The 17,014-nt window shown below is 52.6% G+C and carries 15 protein-coding genes; 8 read left to right on the top strand and 7 right to left on the bottom strand.

What is annotated here, in order from left to right; genetic code table 11:
* On the bottom strand, positions 1-657 hold the full coding sequence (locus CKQ54_RS02620; protein ID WP_112288028.1) for a Qnr family pentapeptide repeat protein: 657 nt from the start codon (positions 655-657) through the stop codon (positions 1-3).
* 198 nt (positions 658-855) lie between these two features.
* Here CKQ54_RS02620 and CKQ54_RS02615 point away from each other — a divergent pair, with 198 nt between their 5' ends.
* The 4 genes from CKQ54_RS02615 to CKQ54_RS02600 all read left to right on the top strand — a co-directional run bounded on the left by CKQ54_RS02615 (position 856) and on the right by CKQ54_RS02600 (position 6,070).
* Positions 856-1,791: a hypothetical protein gene (locus tag CKQ54_RS02615; protein WP_120163506.1), complete on the top strand. Its 936-nt coding sequence runs from the start codon at positions 856-858 to the stop codon at positions 1,789-1,791.
* Between the two features lie 143 nt (positions 1,792-1,934).
* Complete coding sequence (gene dcp / locus CKQ54_RS02610; RefSeq protein ID WP_120163505.1) at positions 1,935-4,094, top strand: peptidyl-dipeptidase Dcp; 2,160 nt, start codon at positions 1,935-1,937, stop codon at positions 4,092-4,094.
* Between the two features lie 150 nt (positions 4,095-4,244).
* Complete coding sequence (locus CKQ54_RS02605) at positions 4,245-5,303, top strand: bifunctional transcriptional activator/DNA repair enzyme AdaA (RefSeq protein ID WP_120163504.1); 1,059 nt, start codon at positions 4,245-4,247, stop codon at positions 5,301-5,303.
* Positions 5,304-5,317: 14 nt separating this feature from the next.
* A complete protein-coding gene (locus CKQ54_RS02600; RefSeq protein ID WP_120163503.1) occupies positions 5,318-6,070 on the top strand; it encodes an isocitrate lyase/PEP mutase family protein in 753 nt (250 codons plus the stop codon).
* Here CKQ54_RS02600 and CKQ54_RS02595 read toward each other — a convergent pair.
* Entirely contained in the window at positions 6,042-7,256 is a 1,215-nt protein-coding gene (locus CKQ54_RS02595) for an MFS transporter (protein ID WP_120163522.1), read from the bottom strand. The genes CKQ54_RS02600 and CKQ54_RS02595 overlap by 29 nt on opposite strands.
* 132 nt (positions 7,257-7,388) lie before the next feature.
* Positions 7,389-8,090: a TetR/AcrR family transcriptional regulator gene (locus CKQ54_RS02590; RefSeq protein WP_120163502.1), complete on the bottom strand. Its 702-nt coding sequence runs from the start codon at positions 8,088-8,090 to the stop codon at positions 7,389-7,391.
* An 84-nt stretch (positions 8,091-8,174) separates the two neighbouring features.
* On the opposite strand from CKQ54_RS02590, the gene CKQ54_RS02585 reads away from it, so the two are divergent.
* Together CKQ54_RS02585 and CKQ54_RS02580 are read left to right on the top strand one after the other, a co-directional pair.
* A complete protein-coding gene (locus CKQ54_RS02585) occupies positions 8,175-9,674 on the top strand; it encodes an MDR family MFS transporter (RefSeq protein WP_120163501.1) in 1,500 nt (499 codons plus the stop codon).
* Positions 9,675-9,776: 102 nt separating this feature from the next.
* Positions 9,777-11,624, top strand: coding sequence for an ABC transporter ATP-binding protein (locus CKQ54_RS02580; protein ID WP_120163500.1), 1,848 nt, complete (start codon positions 9,777-9,779; stop codon positions 11,622-11,624).
* Positions 11,625-11,633: 9 nt separating this feature from the next.
* Here CKQ54_RS02580 and CKQ54_RS02575 read toward each other — a convergent pair whose 3' ends face one another.
* Entirely contained in the window at positions 11,634-12,761 is a 1,128-nt protein-coding gene (locus tag CKQ54_RS02575; protein ID WP_120163499.1) for a GNAT family N-acetyltransferase, read from the bottom strand.
* Between the two features lie 163 nt (positions 12,762-12,924).
* Positions 12,925-13,560, bottom strand: coding sequence for a carbonic anhydrase (locus CKQ54_RS02570; protein ID WP_120163498.1), 636 nt, complete (start codon positions 13,558-13,560; stop codon positions 12,925-12,927).
* Positions 13,561-13,780: 220 nt separating this feature from the next.
* Here CKQ54_RS02570 and msrA point away from each other — a divergent pair, with 220 nt between their 5' ends.
* Positions 13,781-14,323: a peptide-methionine (S)-S-oxide reductase MsrA gene (msrA, locus tag CKQ54_RS02565; RefSeq protein WP_112288068.1), complete on the top strand. Its 543-nt coding sequence runs from the start codon at positions 13,781-13,783 to the stop codon at positions 14,321-14,323.
* A gap of 112 nt (positions 14,324-14,435) precedes the next feature.
* Here the strand turns inward: msrA and CKQ54_RS02560 are convergent, their stop codons facing one another.
* Both CKQ54_RS02560 and CKQ54_RS02555 read right to left on the bottom strand, forming a co-directional pair.
* Positions 14,436-15,383, bottom strand: coding sequence for a DMT family transporter (locus CKQ54_RS02560; protein ID WP_120163497.1), 948 nt, complete (start codon positions 15,381-15,383; stop codon positions 14,436-14,438).
* A 153-nt stretch (positions 15,384-15,536) separates the two neighbouring features.
* Positions 15,537-15,719 (bottom strand): 4-oxalocrotonate tautomerase, encoded by a 183-nt coding sequence (locus CKQ54_RS02555; RefSeq protein WP_095923902.1) that lies wholly within the window; start codon positions 15,717-15,719, stop codon positions 15,537-15,539.
* A gap of 115 nt (positions 15,720-15,834) precedes the next feature.
* Here CKQ54_RS02555 and CKQ54_RS02550 point away from each other — a divergent pair, with 115 nt between their 5' ends.
* Entirely contained in the window at positions 15,835-16,767 is a 933-nt protein-coding gene (locus CKQ54_RS02550) for a LysR family transcriptional regulator (RefSeq protein ID WP_120163496.1), read from the top strand.
* The last annotated feature ends 247 nt before the right edge of the window (positions 16,768-17,014 follow it).

Genomic DNA, 17,014 nt, shown 5'->3' with positions numbered 1-17,014 from the left:
TCATTTCGAATGGATCACAATCATCCCCAATTTTTCCAGCAAGTGACTTTGCTGCCAGTCGTCGATTTTCACGCCATCGAGATCGACTTTACGGATGTTCAGTTCGCCCAGATCTGAATTCGTCAGGTCGCAATGGGTGATGTTGACGTTATTCCAGTCGAACTCGGTGAATTCTCCACCGGAAAGGTCGGAGCCGCTTAAGTTTGCGCCCTGCACGTTTGCGCCGGTCCAGCGGTTTTCCCATAACTCGCATTTCTCCAGAATGACTTTGCTGAAGTTGGCGTAGCTGAAGTTATTTTTAGTCATGAAGGCGCTGCAAAACCAGGTGCGTGAGGTGATCATGTTCATAAAACTGGCACCGCTGAAATCTGCGCCGGTGGCTTTGCATTCACGGATTTCACAGCCCAGCGCCTGAATGTTTTTGAAATCTGCCATCGTCAGGTCACAGCGCTTAAAGCTGGCATCCTGCAATTTTGCATGCTGGAAAGAGCAGCCTTTTTGTTCTTCATCATCGTAAAAAAGACAATCGACAAATGCGGTTTCTGACAGATCGGTGCTGTCGAACCGGCAGCGGTAGAAGCGGCAGTTCTCCAGTGTCTCGCCGGTGAATTGCTTCACGCTAAAACGCTGGTCAGTGAATACTTGATTGGTGAACATCCTCAATCCTGTTAATTTTTTTATTTCAGTTATAAATAGGTTATCAGAAGTTCCATGTCACGTTAATGATTTTATATTATCAGTAGCTTGCTTTACTTTATAATATTTTCAATCTGATTAATTACTAAGTAAGTGGCTATGAAGGTGTTTTTATTTTAATCTCTTCATTATTTATTTTTGAATATGGAGCATTAATATATGCTTGCACCGGATAAAAAATTTCTCACCAAAAAGACAGCAGGCGAGAAGATCTTACACAATACCCGCAACAGATGGTCCTCACAAACCAGTGAGAGCATGATTCGTAATGGTATTCTGTGGCAGCCCGGCAAGAAAACGATAGATGATTATTCTGTGCATAACTATCACGCATTACGAATAGCACTGGGTAAATTGACGATTCAGGAGCAGAGTTTTTTTAATACCCTGTCTCAGGCACCTTTCTATGCTGTTCACTGTACAGATTCACTTGACGTGGTCAATAAGAACAACGATCTGATTTTATATTCGAGGAAGAAATTAATCAGTAAGGGGGTCCGGTTTAATGCAGGTAACACTCAGCCTATAGATATTTCGATGTTGGGAAATGACGGTTATGTATTTTTTTCTTTAGAAGTGGGTTCACCATTACTGAAATCCTCAAGTCGCTTTGGCAGTATATTTTATAAAATAGCCTATTCTCATCCTGTTTTTCGAAATTCATCGCTGGTGCTAACGGATCAGGTCGCTTTAGTGATGCCGAGATGTCATATTCCAGAACTGAGCCGGGAGGCGGTTAATATATTAGAAAAGAGGGCGTTTAACCGTCTGTCGATAATTTTTAACGGGAAGATGCTCTCCATTTTAGGACTGACGTATTCTATTATTTTAGATAGCCGGAGTTTACCGCCCGCAGATCAGAAAATAATCCTGTCTGCCAGAAATAACGCACAACTGTCTAACGTAGTGAACAGTTTTTTCCGGCCGGAGATCCGTGTTCCGAAAATGGTTGGCATAAAATCTGATGAATATGCAATCCATATGGAGCATTACAAGCCACGGATGAGCAGTTCCAGCTCAAGTGACAGTGATGAAGGCGCTTATGGTAGCGATTTCTTCGGCTCAGGTTCAGACAGCTCAGAGGCAGAAGACTGACAGCCTGCGGTGTGAAAAGTAGTCGACCTTGATTAAGAACGAATCGGTTTGTGGGCAAATTCTACCCTGTCAATTTTGCCCAATTCCCTGCCTGTTACTATGCTCAAAGACTTAAAGGAACTCAGGCAAAGGAAAATCCAAAAATGCGTCTCTCTCCTCTTTTTCTCTCTTTAACTCTGGCATGCAGCCAATATGCAGCCGCTGCACAATCCACATCTGCACCGGCACCAATGCAGGAGCACGTTATGAATCACGCCATCAACGCAGATAACCCATTTCTGAAACCCAGCCCGCTGGAATATCAGGCGCCACAATTTAATCTCTATAAAGACAGCGATTACGAGCCGGCGATTCTCGAAGGCATTCGCCAGAAACTGGCTGAAGTCGATAAAATTGCTAACGACACAGCGCCGCCTACTTTTGAAAATACTTATGTGGCGCTGGAAAAATCCGGCGTTATGCTGCAGCGCGTACAAAATGTTTTTGGCGCGATGACCGGCGCAAATACCAACGACACGCTGCAAAAAATCGACGAAGACACGTCGCCTGAACTGGCAGCGATGGATGACAGTATCCATCTCAACAGCAAACTGTTTGCGCGGCTGAAAGCGGTGTATGACCAGCGTAGCAGCCTGAAAATTTCCCCCGAATCACAGCGCCTGATCGACGTGACGTTTAAAGATTTCGAGCTGGCAGGTGCCAATCTTTCTGATGCCGATAAAGACAAACTCAAGGCGCTGAACCAGCAGGCCGCGACGCTCAGCACGCAGTTCACTAACAAATTGCTGGCCGCGACCAAAGCGGGCGGCCTGACGGTGAAAGATAAAGCGCAGCTTTCCGGGCTAAGTGATGCTGAGTTATCGGCTGCCGCGCAGGCCGCCAAAGACCGCAAGCTGGATAACGCCTGGCTGCTGGTGCTGCAAAACACCACGCAGCAGCCGTTATTACAGTCGCTCGATGACCGTGACACACGGCAGGCGCTGTATGAAGCTTCCATTAATCGCGCTGAAAAAGGCGATGCCAACGACACCCGTACGCTGATTGCGAAGCTGGCAAAAGTCCGCGCGGAGCAGGCTCAGGTGCTGGGTTTCCCGAGCTATGCCGCGTGGAAGCTGGAAGATCAGATGGCGAAAACGCCGCAAGCCGCACTGGATTTCATGCACAAAATTGTGCCAGCCGCGACCGCCCGCGCGCAGCGTGAGGCGCAGGATATTCAGGCCGAAATCGATAAACAGAAGGGTGGCTTTAAAGTGGCTGCCTGGGACTGGCAGCACTATGCGCAGCAGGTGCGCAAAGAGAAATATGATCTGGACGACGCGCAGATCAAACCGTATTTCGAGCTGAACAACGTGCTGGAGAATGGCGTGTTTTATGCCGCTAACCTGTTGTATGGCATCACGTTTAAAGAGCGCAAAGACCTGCCGGTATATAACCCGGACGTGAGGGTTTTCGAGGTGTTCGATAAAGACGGTAAATCGATGGCGCTTTTCTATGCCGATTATTATCAGCGTGATAATAAAGGCGGCGGCGCGTGGATGAGCAATTACGTCGATCAGTCGAAATTACTGGGTAATAAGCCGGTGATTTATAACGTGGCGAACTTCCAGAAACCGGCGGCAGGGCAACCGGCATTGCTGTCGTGGGACGATGTCATCACCCTGTTCCACGAGTTTGGTCATACGCTGCACGGTTTGTTTGCCGATCAGGAATACCCGAGCCTTTCCGGCACCGCGACACCGCGTGATTTTGTCGAGTTCCCGTCGCAGTTTAACGAGCACTGGGCGAGCGACCCGAAAGTGTTTACTCACTTCGCTAAACATTATCAGACCGGCGAAGTGATGCCGCAGGCCTTGCAGGACAAAATCGAAAAGGCCAGTAAGTTCAACAAAGGGTATGACATGACCGAGCTGCTGGCCGCGGCGCTGCTGGATATGCACTGGCACAGTCTGAGCGCAGACGCACCGCAGCATGACGTTGATAAGTTCGAAGCGGAGTCACTGGCGAAAGACAAAGTGAATCTGGCGTATGTGCCGCCGCGTTACCGTTCCAGCTATTTCCAGCACATTTGGGGTAATGGCTATGCGGCCGGATATTACGCCTATCTGTGGACCGAAATGCTGGCCGACGATGCCTTTGCCGGTATCACTGAACAGGGCGGGCTGACGCGGGAGAATGGTCAGAAATTCCGCGACCAGATCCTCTCACGTGGTAACAGCGAAGACCTCGAAAAGCTCTACGAAACCTGGCGTGGCAAAGCGCCATCGATTGAGCCGATGCTGAAAAACCGCGGTCTGGAAGAGTAAAAGCAGCCGTGCCCGGTATCACGCCGGGCACGTATTATCTTGTCGTAAGTAGTGAACGGAAAAAGGTAAAATCAACGCCCGAAAAACGTCGCTACCCCTGCTCAAATTCCCCTATGCTTTTCCCCATGTCTCCGGTCTGCGAGTGAAATCATGTTGTTCGATTTGCCTGACGATGATGTTCTTTATGCTGCGCTGATTGCCCGTGATCCTGCTTACGATGGCTTTGCCTTTGTCGGCGTGAAAAGCACCGGTATTTTCTGCCGGCTGACCTGTCCCGCGCGTAAACCCAAACGTGAAAATTCCGTATTTTATCCATCGATGGTCAGCGCGATGGAAGCCGGATTCCGGCCGTGTAAACGCTGCCGGCCGCTCATGCAGGGCGGCGAAAAAGACCCGCTGGTGCTGAAATTACTGGCCGCGCTGGAAAATGAGCCGTACAGAAAATGGAGCGAGGGCGATGTGCAGGCGATGAATGTCGATCCTTCCACTGTCCGCCGCGCCTTTAAACGGCAGTTTGGCATCACCTTTCTGGAAATGGCGCGTTTGCGGCGGGTAGGTAAAGGTGTCGATGCGCTTACTCACGGTGAGGCCGTGATTGAGGCGCAACTGGACGCCAGCTTTGGATCCGGTAGCGGATTTCGTGCAGCGATCACCCGGCAAATCGGCAGTAACCCCAGTCAGGCGAGAAAGCATCAGTTTCTGAAAGCAGACTGGCTGGATACGCCCATCGGTTCAATGCTGGCAATTGCCAGTCGCGAGGCGCTGTATCTGCTGGAGTTTATTGACCGTCCGGCATTGCCGAATGAAATTGAGCGGCTGAAGCAGCTCACATCCTCTGAAATTATTTTTGGACGAACGCCACTGGTTGATCAGGTTGAACAGGAGCTGACGGCCTATTTCGCGGGTGAAACACACACATTCGCCACGCCGCTGGCAGAGTTCGGCTCGTTATTTACCCGTAAAGTCTGGGATGCGCTCAGAGACATTCCTGCAGGTGAGCTGCGCAGTTATTCCGCGCTGGCGGCAGATATCGGGCAGGCAACGGCGTCCCGCGCGGTAGCACGTGCCAACGGTGCTAACCAGATTTCAATTCTGATCCCTTGTCATCGCGTAATCGGTGCCGACGGTTCGCTGACCGGTTACGGCGGCGGATTATGGCGCAAGCGATGGCTGATTGAACACGAACGAAGAATGGCGCTAAGCCGCTAAACGAGGAGCAGGGTATGAGTCAGCAAAGTCAGGCAGTGGCATTTTCAGAGCTTCACCAGAAATATAATCCGGTCGTTTTATACAACATCTGGGATGCGGGCAGCGCGCTGGCCGTGGCGCAGGCGGGGGCAAAAGCCATCGCCACCGGAAGCTGGTCGTGTGCGGCGGCGCAGGGATATCAGGATGGCGAAGCCATGCCTTTTTCCAGCCTGTTACACACGGTGCAACGTATTGCCTCAGTTATTAGTTTGCCGCTGACGGTGGATTTCGAAACCGGTTATGGTGCAGCCCGCCGCGACAACCTGAGCGCGCTTTTGCAGGCCGGTGTGGTGGGGATTAATGTTGAGGATCAGCAACTGGGATTATCCGCGCTGAACGGAGTACGAGAACAATGCGAGATTTTAAACTCTCTTCGTCAGGAGGCGGAGTCTCAGGGAATTACGCTATTTATCAATGCCCGAACCGATGTCTTTTTGCAGCAGCCTGACGCCACGCAACATTCGGCGCTGATGGCCGAAGTCAAAAAGCGGCTGACTGCTTATCAGAATGCGGGTGCCAGCGGGTTTTTTGTTCCAGGTCTGAGTGACGTTGGATTGATTGCCGAACTTTGCGATGTCTCAGCATTGCCGGTGAATATTATGGCCAGCAGCCTGACGCCGCCGCTGGCTGAACTCACTGCGGCGGGTATCAGTCGGTTGAGCTACGGCCCTTATCCTTATATCGGACTGATGGAAACCCTTAAACAACAGGCGCGCGCGCTGTATTAGCCGCCAGCCGGTGTCCCATCCAGAAGAATACCAGGCCGCCCACCGAGGCGGCGATCAGCGCGATAAACATCACCGGCGGGGCGGCGTAACTGAGCAGAAAACCGCACATCACCGGGTTTATCGCGCCGCCGAGATTGCTCAGATTCTGCATCCCGTAATAACTGCCTTTCATGTTTTCTGGCGCGATAAAGTCGATAAACATGTATTCCACCGGAATAACGATCAGCTCGCCGAAGCTGAAAATCGCCATGGCGATCACCCAGAACAGTATGGATTGTCCGGCAGTCATAAAGCCAATCAGGCCGATGATGAAGAAAATTGTGCCGAGCAGCAGCCATTTCAGCAGCGTATTTTGCTTCATCCGGCTGCTTAATACGTACTGGAAAGCGATAACAATCACGGCGTTGGTGATCATCACTGCGCCGATAATCTTGTAGGCAAAGGTCGCGTCCGACACCAGGATCAGATACTGCGACAGATAACCGGCGAACTGCCCGAACACTATCGACCCCAGCGTACTGCCCAGCGTGAAGTAAATCAGGCGGCGGTCGTGCGCGAGAATGCTCAATGTCTGGCGAAGGTTCGGTTTGGGCAGCGGTTTTTGTTCAGGCGTGGTCTGCGGCGGTTTATGCGGAATATTGCGCAATCCCCAGGTCAGGGAAGTCACGGTGCCCAGTGCCAGCACGCCGGAAATCACGAACGGCAGCATCGGGCTGAAACCCGCCAGCCAGACGCCCAGCGATGATCCCACCGCCCAGCCGACGTTCACCAGCGTATAGTTCATCGAAAAGGCTTTCACCCGTTTTTCCACCGGCAACCAGCTGGCGATACAGGCTTTGAGCGTGATGCTGAGCAGGGCGTAAGACGCATTCAGCAGCGCCAGAACCAGCAGAACGCCGGTCACATTGGGCAGAAACGGCAGCAGTAAGAAGCTCAGACCAAACAGATTGACGGAGACAGTAATCAGCGTCCGGTGATTGAATTTATCCACCAGATAACCGCCGTACAGACTGCTGAGAATGCCGATCGCCAGGCTGGCTCCGAGAATAATCCCGACGCTTTTCGGCAACAGATGATAGTGCTCAGTCAGATAAATCGTGATAAACGGCAGTGTGACGCCTCGTCCGATAGTGAGTACTAACGAACTGGCTAACAGCGCGAGAATTAACGGCGGCATTCCCTTCATGTTAAACGGCATTCCCTGAGTAACAGCAACATTTTCGTTACATCATAAAGGAGTCTGCGCAGTATTTTTCATTACAAAAAAGAGGGATTTAAGAGAGTTGCGCGGCTATCCCCGCGCTTGCCGGAATTTCCCTTACGGCTTCTGCGGTGCCACGCCGTGGAACAGCAAAAGGGCGACATGTTTGCGCAGCATATCGAGGGAAATAGGCGACGCGCCTTCCTGACGCATTTTCATTGAGGCCATCGGGAACAGCGTCAGGCCGAACAGTGAAATAAACAGCAATGCCGGGTTCAGATCCGGGTTCAGTTTTCCTTCGGCCTGCCAGCGGGTGATGCATTCATGCACGATTTTGCGGTTCTTGTCGCCGTTGCGTTCTTCCATGCGTTTTTTCAGCATGCCGCTTTCGCTGATGACTTCGCGCACCCACAGCGGCGCCACCCACGGATATTTTTCTGCCGCATCAATCATGCACTGCGCCATGTGGGTGATCGCCATCAGCGGGTCGTCGGCGTGTGTTTCAAAAATGTCGGTAAATCCGGCACGCACCGGCTGAAAACGTTCGTCGATCATCACGTCCAGAAGCTGTTCGCGGGTCCTGAAATAGTAATGGAGCATGGCGGTAGTGACGCCCGCTTCTTTGGCGATCATGCTCAGCGGCGTTTCAGCGATGCCGTATTGGGCAAACAGTTTCAGAGCCGCGTCCAGCAGCAGTTCACGCTTATCTGCTCCGGATTTTGCACTGCGCGGACGGCCCGGACGACGCGCGGTTGTCGTCTCTGGTTTTTGATCCTTTTGTGCGGATCTCGCCGTTTCTGAGATTTTTCTGTCTGCCATAAGGGGGTTGATCCATTGACCAGATTAATTTGATGCTTCAATATTAATTATACAGTTAATTAATTACAAGTCAGGATGTCATTCATGACGACAATAAATTCGGCACAGAGCGAAGTCGCGAAGGAGAAGCCTTCAATAAAGCTGCTGTTCTCCGCGCTGATGCTGGTGATGCTGCTGGCCGCACTCGACCAGACGATTGTGTCTACCGCGTTGCCGACTATCGTCAGCGAGCTCGGCGGGCTGGATCAGCTCTCGTGGGTGGTGACCTCTTATCTGCTGGCTTCCACGATTGTGGTGCCGCTATACGGTAAGTTTGGTGATCTGCTCGGACGCAAAATCGTGCTGCAAACGGCGATTATTGTGTTCCTGCTCGGTTCGGTATTGTGCGGGCTGGCGCAAAACATGACGCAGCTGATCCTGATGCGCGCCCTGCAAGGGCTGGGCGGTGGCGGGCTGATGGTGGTCAGTATGGCGGCGGTCGGTGATGTCATTCCGCCGTCAGAGCGCGGAAAATATCAGGGGCTGTTCGGCGGCGTATTTGGTCTGGCGACGGTGATCGGGCCGCTGATCGGTGGTTTTCTGGTGGAGCATATTTCGTGGCGCTGGATTTTCTACATCAACCTGCCGCTGGGGATTTTTGCCCTGCTGGTGATTGGCGTGGCGCTGAAATCGCAAAGCGCGCGCATCCGCCATGAAATCGATTTTCTCGGCGCGGGTTATCTCGCGGCGGCGCTGACCTGCATCATTTTGTTCACCAGCGAAGGCGGCACGGTGTATCAGTGGTCGGATCCGCAGCTGTGGTGCATTCTGGCGTTCGGTATCGTGACGCTTGGCGGCTTTATTTACGAAGAGACGCTGGCGGCAGAGCCAATCATTCCGCTGGGTCTGTTCCGCGACCGCACCTTCCTGCTGAGCTGCGCAATCAGCTTTATTATCGGCATGTCGCTGATGGGTTCGATGACTTTCCTGCCGCTGTATCTGCAGGTGGTGAAAGGGTCATCGCCGTCGGGAGCGGGGATGCAGCTGTTGCCGCTGATGGGCGCATTGCTGTTCAGTTCGATAGTCAGCGGGCGTCTGATCAGCCGTATTGGCCGTTATCGTATTTTCCCGATTATCGGTACGTTACTGAGTTTCGCCGGCATGGTGCTGCTGGGCTTTCTGAAAGTCAGTACGCCGGTACATATGCTGTATCTCTATATCGGCGTGCTCGGTTTCGGACTGGGGATGGTGATGCAGGTGCTGGTGCTGGCGGTGCAGAACTCGGTTTCGATGAAACAAATGGGCGTGGCGACCTCCGGTGTGACGCTGTTCCGCTCGATTGGGGGTTCTATCGGCGTGGCGATGTTTGGCGCGATTTTCACCCACGTTCTGCGTGATCAACTGGTGGCGCTGATCCCCGAAGGTACGGTGCTTCCGCGCTCACTCAGCGCGCAGGCAGTACAAGAATTACCGACCGCCATACGCGATGATTATTTACAGGCGTTTGGCTCGGCGCTGCACTCGGTATATCTGATTGCGGCCTGCGTCATGGTGCTGGCGTTTGTCCTGTCACTGCTGCAAAAAGATGCGGTGCTGAAGAAATAACCGGCTGTAATCTCCGTGATTTGCACTAAGCTTTCCCCTTTACGGCGTTGAAATGGCATGGAAACCAGCAACGCCGACAGGGAAATCATAAAGGGGATCGCTATGCTGTTTCGCCGTTTCGAGCGAATGATCGACATCTTCCGTGAGGCACCGGCTGCTGAGCCGCCGGATCAGGTTCTGCCTTTCTATCTTTATTACCTGCGCCAGGTCTGGCCGAGTTTTGCGATTTTGCTGGTGGTGGGGCTGGTCTGTGCGCTGATTGAAGTCTCGCTGTTCAGCTATCTCAGTCAGATTATCGATCTGACCAAAGACACTCCGCCGGGCAGTTTTTTCACCGACCATATGGGCGAGCTGTTGTGGATGGCGGCGGTGGCGATGATCCTGCGGCCGGTATTTATCGGGCTGCATGATTTGCTGGTTCACCAGACTATCAGCCCCGGTATGACCAGCATGATCCGCTGGCAGAATCATAAGTATGTCCTCAAACAAAGCCTGAACTTTTTCCAGAGTGATTTCGCCGGACGCATTGCCCAGCGCATTATGCAGACCGGTAACTCGCTGCGCGATTCTGCGGTGCAGGCGGTGGATGCCATCTGGCACGTGGTGATTTACGCCGCCAGTGCGCTGTTCCTGTTTGCTGAAGCGGACTGGCGGCTGATGATCCCGCTGATTATCTGGATATTCGGTTACGGTGTTTGTCTGCGTTATTTCGTGCCGCGCGTGAAACAACGTTCAGTGCAGTCGTCGGAAGCGCGCTCGAAACTGATGGGCTGCATTGTTGACGGTTACACCAATATCACCACGCTGAAACTGTTCGCGCATACCGATCTGGAGCAGAAATACGCCCGCGAAGCGATTACCGAACAGACTGAGAAAACTCAGCTGGCGGGGCGTCTGGTCACCGGCATGGACGTGTCGATTACCACGCTGAATGGCTTGCTGATTGTCAGCACCACGGGTCTGGCGCTGTGGTTGTGGACGCAGTCGCTGATAAGCGTCGGAGCCATCGCGCTGGCGACCGGTCTGGTGATCCGTATCGTGAATATGTCCGGCTGGATCATGTGGGTGGTGAACGGTATTTTCGAAAATATCGGCATGGTTCAGGATGGCCTGCACACGATTGCAAAACCGCTGACCGTCACCGATCAACCGCAGGCGAAAGCGCTGAAAGTCGATCCGGGTGCGATCCACTTTGATCACATTCAGTTTAATTATGGCAAAGAGAATTCCGGCAAAGGCGGAAGGGTGATCCCCAATCTGGATCTGGCGATCCGCCCCGGCGAGAAGATCGGCCTGATCGGCCCTTCCGGCGCGGGGAAATCCACGCTGGTGAACCTGTTGCTGCGTTTGTATGACATCGACGGTGGCCGCATTATGATTGACCAGCAGAATATCGCTGAGGTCACGCAGGAAAGCCTGCGCGCGCAAATCGGCATGATCACGCAGGACACCTCGCTGCTGCACCGTTCTATACGCGATAACCTGCTCTACGGCAGGCCGGGAGCGACGGAAGAAGAGTTGCAGCTGGCAATCCGTCAGGCGCGTGCCGATGAATTCATTCCGCAGCTATATGATTCGCTGGGCAGAACCGGGCTTGATGCCCATGTCGGTGAGCGCGGCGTCAAACTCTCCGGCGGCCAGCGTCAGCGTATTGCGATTGCCCGCGTATTGCTGAAAAACGCGCCGATCCTGATCATGGACGAAGCCACGTCAGCGCTGGATTCCGAAGTGGAAGCGGCGATTCAGGAAAGTCTGGAGACGCTGATGGGCGGCAAAACGGTGATTGCCATTGCGCACCGTTTATCAACAATTGCCAAAATGGACCGGCTGGTGGTGCTGGAAAAAGGGCAGATTGTCGAGATGGGCAATCACGCCGAACTGCTGGCGCACGGCGGGCTTTATGCGCGCCTGTGGCAACATCAGACCGGCGGATTTGTCGGTATGGATTAAGGCCCGAACTTAACAGACGTCGTGCCGGTAGGGCAGCACTTCACGGGCTTCGTCGGCCCAGCGCTGCACGCCGGCACGTTCTTCCACTAAAAAATCTTCCACGGCATCGCGTAAACCCGGATGACGTAAATAGTGCCACGAGTCGGTGATCACCGGCTCAAAGCCACGCAGCAGTTTGTGTTCGCCCTGTGCGCCCGCATCAAACCGTTTCAGGCCGCTGGCAATCGCGTATTCCATCCCCTGATAGAAACAGGTTTCAAAATGCAGCCGGTCGAATTCTGCCAGACAGCCCCAGTAACGCCCGTAGAAGGTATCGCCGCTGATTAAGCTGAACGCCATCGCTAAGTCACGCCCGTTTTGTTGCGCGAATACCACGCGGATCGCCTCAGGCATTCTTTCCGCCAGCAGGCTGAAAAATGCGCGGGTCAGATACGGCGACTGACCGCGGATGTGATAGGTATTGCTGTAGCAGGCGTAGACGAAATCCCATTGCGCTTCAGTGACCTGCGCGCCTCCCAGCCAGACAAAATCAATGCCCTGCGCCGCCACCTGTTCGCGCTCTTTGCGAAACTGTTTACGCTTGCGCGACGTGAGCGCGTCGAGGTAATCCTGAAAATCGCGATAATCACGGTTTTGCCAGTGATACTGCAACCCTTGCCGGTGCTGCCAGACGGGTTCTGCTGCGATCAGCCGGTTGGCGCGTTCATCGGTAAAATTGATGTGTGCGCCGGTCAGGCCGTTCTCTTCAAGATAATCTGGTATCGCCTGCAACAGACTGACTGCTGCCGGTTCATCGCCCAGCAATCGTGCGCCGGTCACCGGGCTGAAAGGCACCGCGCCGAGCCATTTCGGGTAATAAGCAATCCCGGAACGCTGGCAGGCATCTGCCCAGCCCTGATCAAACACGTATTCGCCATAAGAATGACGTTTGCGGTAGCCGGGAATGGCGGCGAGGATGTTGCCGTTTTCCTGCCAGGTCAGGTGCTGCGTACGCCAGCCTGAATTTGGGCCCAGGCTGCCGCTGTCTTCCAGCGCCGATAAAAATGCATAGCTGAGGAACGGCTGTTGCGCAGGCACCAGCGCATCCCACTGAGCAGCAGGACAATCGGCGAGACGGTCTAACGTGATAACAGGCATCAATTATTCTCGCTGTGGCGTAAAAGAGAAATCGGTTAACTGTCGTTCAGGCAGGGGGATATTACGGCAGAGGTTAAGGTAACAATATAATAAGACTTAAGTCGCTGATTTATCATCCGGAACATTATTTAAAAATGTTCCGGATGTTTTATTTAACGGGCAATTAACTGGCGCGGACTTCCGGGTTATCTGACAGCGAAATAAAGGATGCGCTTTTCGCATCAAAGGCTTCGATGCAACCCGATTCAATATCATACACCCAGCCGTGCAGGGTGATTTCCCCTTTTGCCAGCGCGACCGCGACACAAGGATGCGTGCGCAGGTTACTCAGCTGAGCCACCACGTTCTGATGCACCATACCGCTGACGCGTGCTTCAGGGTTTTCGTGTTCGACGGATTCATTGATGGCTTTCGCGGCATCAGAATAACGCAGCCAGTGCGCAACCGCAGGCATGTGATCGAGACAGGTGCAGTTAGCGATGGCGCTCATTGCGCCGCAGTTTGAGTGCCCGCAGATGACGATATCTTTCACGCCCAGCGCTTTAACCGCGTACTCAACCGTAGCGGAAACGCCGCCCGGTTCCGGACCGAATGGCGGCACAATATTACCGGCATTACGGATAACAAACAGTTCGCCCGGTTCACGCTGCGTGACTAATTCCGGCACTAACCGGCTGTCAGAACAGGAGATAAACAGGGTCTTAGGATTTTGGTTTAATGCGAGTTCTTTGAATAACTTAGAGCGTTGCGGAAACGCCTCTTTCTGGAATCTGAGGAAACCTTCAATTACGTCTTTCATAGGGGAATTCCATGTATTTCAATGCCAGTGAGTCTGCCACGAAAAAAAAGGCAGATCAATCAGACACAATATCAACACTATTTACAGGGAAATAAGCGGTAGCAAAATAATATAATTTTCCGGCGATAAGCATTTCACATTCTGTTTTTTTAATGCCATACCTTTATCTCAGCATTATCCGTCCCCATATTTCCTCTATACCCTGAGTGAAGGAGTCAGTATGACAATCGAATACGCTATTTTCGGTGGCGGCTGTTTCTGGTGTACAGAAGCGGTATTTAAAGACGTCATCGGCGTGGAGTCGGTGGAAAGCGTTTATACCGGCGGGCGTCGTCCGAACCCGAATTACGAGCAGGTTTGTACCGGTACGACCGGTCATGCGGAAGCCATCCGTGTGGGGTTTGACCCTGAAAAACTGACCTACGGTGATTTGCTGGATATCCACTTTGTGACGCACGATCCAACCCAGCTTAACCGCCAGGGTAACGACGTCGGCACGCAATACCGTTCGGCGATTTTCCCGGCGAATGAGCAGCAAAAAGCAGAGGCCGAAGCGGCAATCCTGCGCGCGCAGCACGATCACAGTGATCCGATTGTCACCAGCATCGAACCGCTCGGTGAAGTGTACGTAGCTGAAGGTTATCACCAGAATTACTGGGACGGCGCCGGACAGCAGAACCGCTATTGCATGGCGGTGATCCCGCCGAAATTACAAAAACTGCGTAAGAGTTTTGCGCAGCGGACGAAATCCCTGAACCCGTAATTGCCAACATTGACAGCAAGTACACAGTAAAAGTACACATTAAAAACCAGAACCTCTGTTCTGGTTTTTTTGTTTCCGGGACTTCATCGGGATGACATCGCAATGTGTGGCTTTATTGAGTGCGGACAACTACCCGTTTAGGTGTGCGGTAACGCAGATAGAGATTGTTGAGGATCAGGGCAAAACCGGTGATGCAGGCACCGGCAATTTCAGGTGTGCCGGGCTTGATGCCGGTCAGGGCTGAAATAGAGAAAGCCGTGATCGGGACAACATCCATAAACAACACCCCGTTGAGTGGCGTCAGGATTTTATTGCCAATATTCCAGCACAGGATGCCGATAAAACTGGCGACAAAAGCGGTGTAAAAGACATGTGGGATCACATACTCGAAGTCGCTAACGGCGGGTACTTCCACGAGGCCAGTGATATACAGCAGCGCGTTTAATACCAGCACGCTGGACATCCCGAGAACGCTCGTCAGGGCGGTGTATTTAAGCGGTGACCAGGTCGGGAAAAACGACGCGCCTACGGTGTAAAAAACCCAGCAAAGTGCGCCGAAAATAATCAGGGCGTTGGCTTTGTAGCTGGAAGGGGAATCAAACAGGCTGGCATAGTGCCCTTTGGTGATCACGGTCATGACCCCGAAGAAAGACATCATAATCAGACCGATAGAGACGGCGGGCGGGACGATTTTGCGTAATACGCCATTGACCAGAATACCCAGCATCGGCATGGTGGCCATCATAATTGACGTGGTTAGCGCGCCATTTTCCCCGGCCATTTGCTGGCCCAGAAAGACAAAAAAGCCAAAGCCGACAAAGGCTGCTGAACCTAATAACCACGCCAGACCGGCGCGTTCACCTTTCAGATTCAGCCCCTCTTTTCCTTCACGTAATCTCAGTGCAGTCACTAACGCGATAGCGGCGAACCCATAACGCAACGTGGTAAAAGTATAAGGATCGAGGTGCCTCAGCGCACTGGTCATCATCGGGAAAGTCGCGCCCCATGAAAGGGTGGCGATCAGGCAGCAGAAAACGCCCGCAGAATAAGAATTTTTCATTTCTTTATGTTCCGGTTGAGTTACGTTCTGATTTTATTAAAGCGGGAGGCTGATACGAATTAAGGCGGAAATACGTCTGGCACAACGCGATTATTTCGTCAGTCAGCACATCAAAAATAAACAACTGCCGACTGACGTTTCATACCGGGGAAATTAATCCCCCATCAGTTCTCCCCCTTTTGCCCAATGTGATTTAGGAATTTCAGTGATCACCACATCGACACTTTCAGGCTTACATTTAAGGGTTTCCACCGCGACGCGGGTCACTTCGCGGGCAAAGTCGCGTTTTTGTTCAGCGGTACGGCCTGGCAGCATTTCTAAACGGATCATCGGCATAGTAAATCCTTATTGATTAGGCCCCTCACGGCGGGGCAAAACCTATTCTACGTAAGGATTGAGAAGAATAAATATGTGTTAAGTTGAATGAATTGAAACCTGTGGGTTGTTAATCATGAGCAAATTGTCCGGGATGGAGATGTTTGTCAGAGTGGTGGAATGCGGCAGTTTCACGGCAGCGGCGATAGCCAGCGATGTCTCGCCCACGATGGTGGGTAAGCAAATCCGGGAGATTGAGCAGCGGCTGGGCGCTCGTTTATTGCATCGCACGACCCGGCGACAGCAACTGACGGAAGTCGGGCAACTCTATTTTGAACGCTGCCGCCGGGTATTATCGGAAGTCGCGCTCGCTGAGAATAGTGCGATGGAATTACAGTCCGCGCCTAAAGGACTGGTGCGTATGGTTGCCCCCGTGAGCTTCGGCGGTCAGCGTCTGGTGCCTGAACTGAGCCTTTATATGGCCCGCAATCCCGACGTAAATGTCATGCTGAATCTGGATAACCGGGTGCCCAATCTGACGGAGGGAAATTACGAGCTGGGTATTCAGATCGGCGAGGTATGCGAACCGGGTGTGGTCGCGCGTCCTTTACGTCCGTATCGCCGGATACTGGCCGCTTCGCCAGACTATATCCGACAGCACGGCATGCCGGAACATCCTGACCAGTTGGGCAATTACAGCTGTCTGGGGATGTCTTACTGGCTGCATCAGGACCGCTGGGACCTGACCGGGCCAGACGGCGAGACGTTTAAGGCCTTTATCAACGGGCGCTTTATGTCTAATCAGGGCAACGCGCTCAGGATTGCGGCACTCAGCGGCTGCGGCATTGTTCTGCAACCTGATTACGTGTTGATGGACGATATTGCACAAGGCCGTCTGGTGCCTGTACTGCCGCAGTGGTCGTATAAACAGACGCCGTTGTACCTGATTTATCATCAGGACAGTCGCCCCTCCGCTAAGCTACGCAGCGTGATTGATTTTCTTATCGAACGGCTTGGCGAAAACAGTCAGGTGATGCTGGATAAACGCCCGAGGTCTGACGCTGTTTAAGTAAAAGACGTTCTCAACAGACCTTCTTAAAAGAAAAAGGCATTCCTTTGCGGGGGTGCCTTTTTCATTTCTGCGTATCCGGTATCCAGGAAACATTGGCAAGTTGTGACCCTCATCACCCCGACTTTAATCAGACAGACAGGTTTATAAGTAATGAGTCCAGGGATCTAATGAATTTGCCGGTTCGGACTCTTAGGATAATGACACGCGAAAAGGTAAGAGAGTCTGGAAACGCTGATTTTCTAAG

Origin of the sequence: Rahnella variigena (genome assembly GCF_003610915.1) — a bacterium.
GTDB classification, from domain to species: Bacteria; Pseudomonadota; Gammaproteobacteria; order Enterobacterales; family Enterobacteriaceae; genus Rahnella; species Rahnella variigena.
The sequence above is the reverse complement of the archived record's forward strand: the minus strand, read 5'-3'. Positions and strand labels throughout refer to the sequence as shown.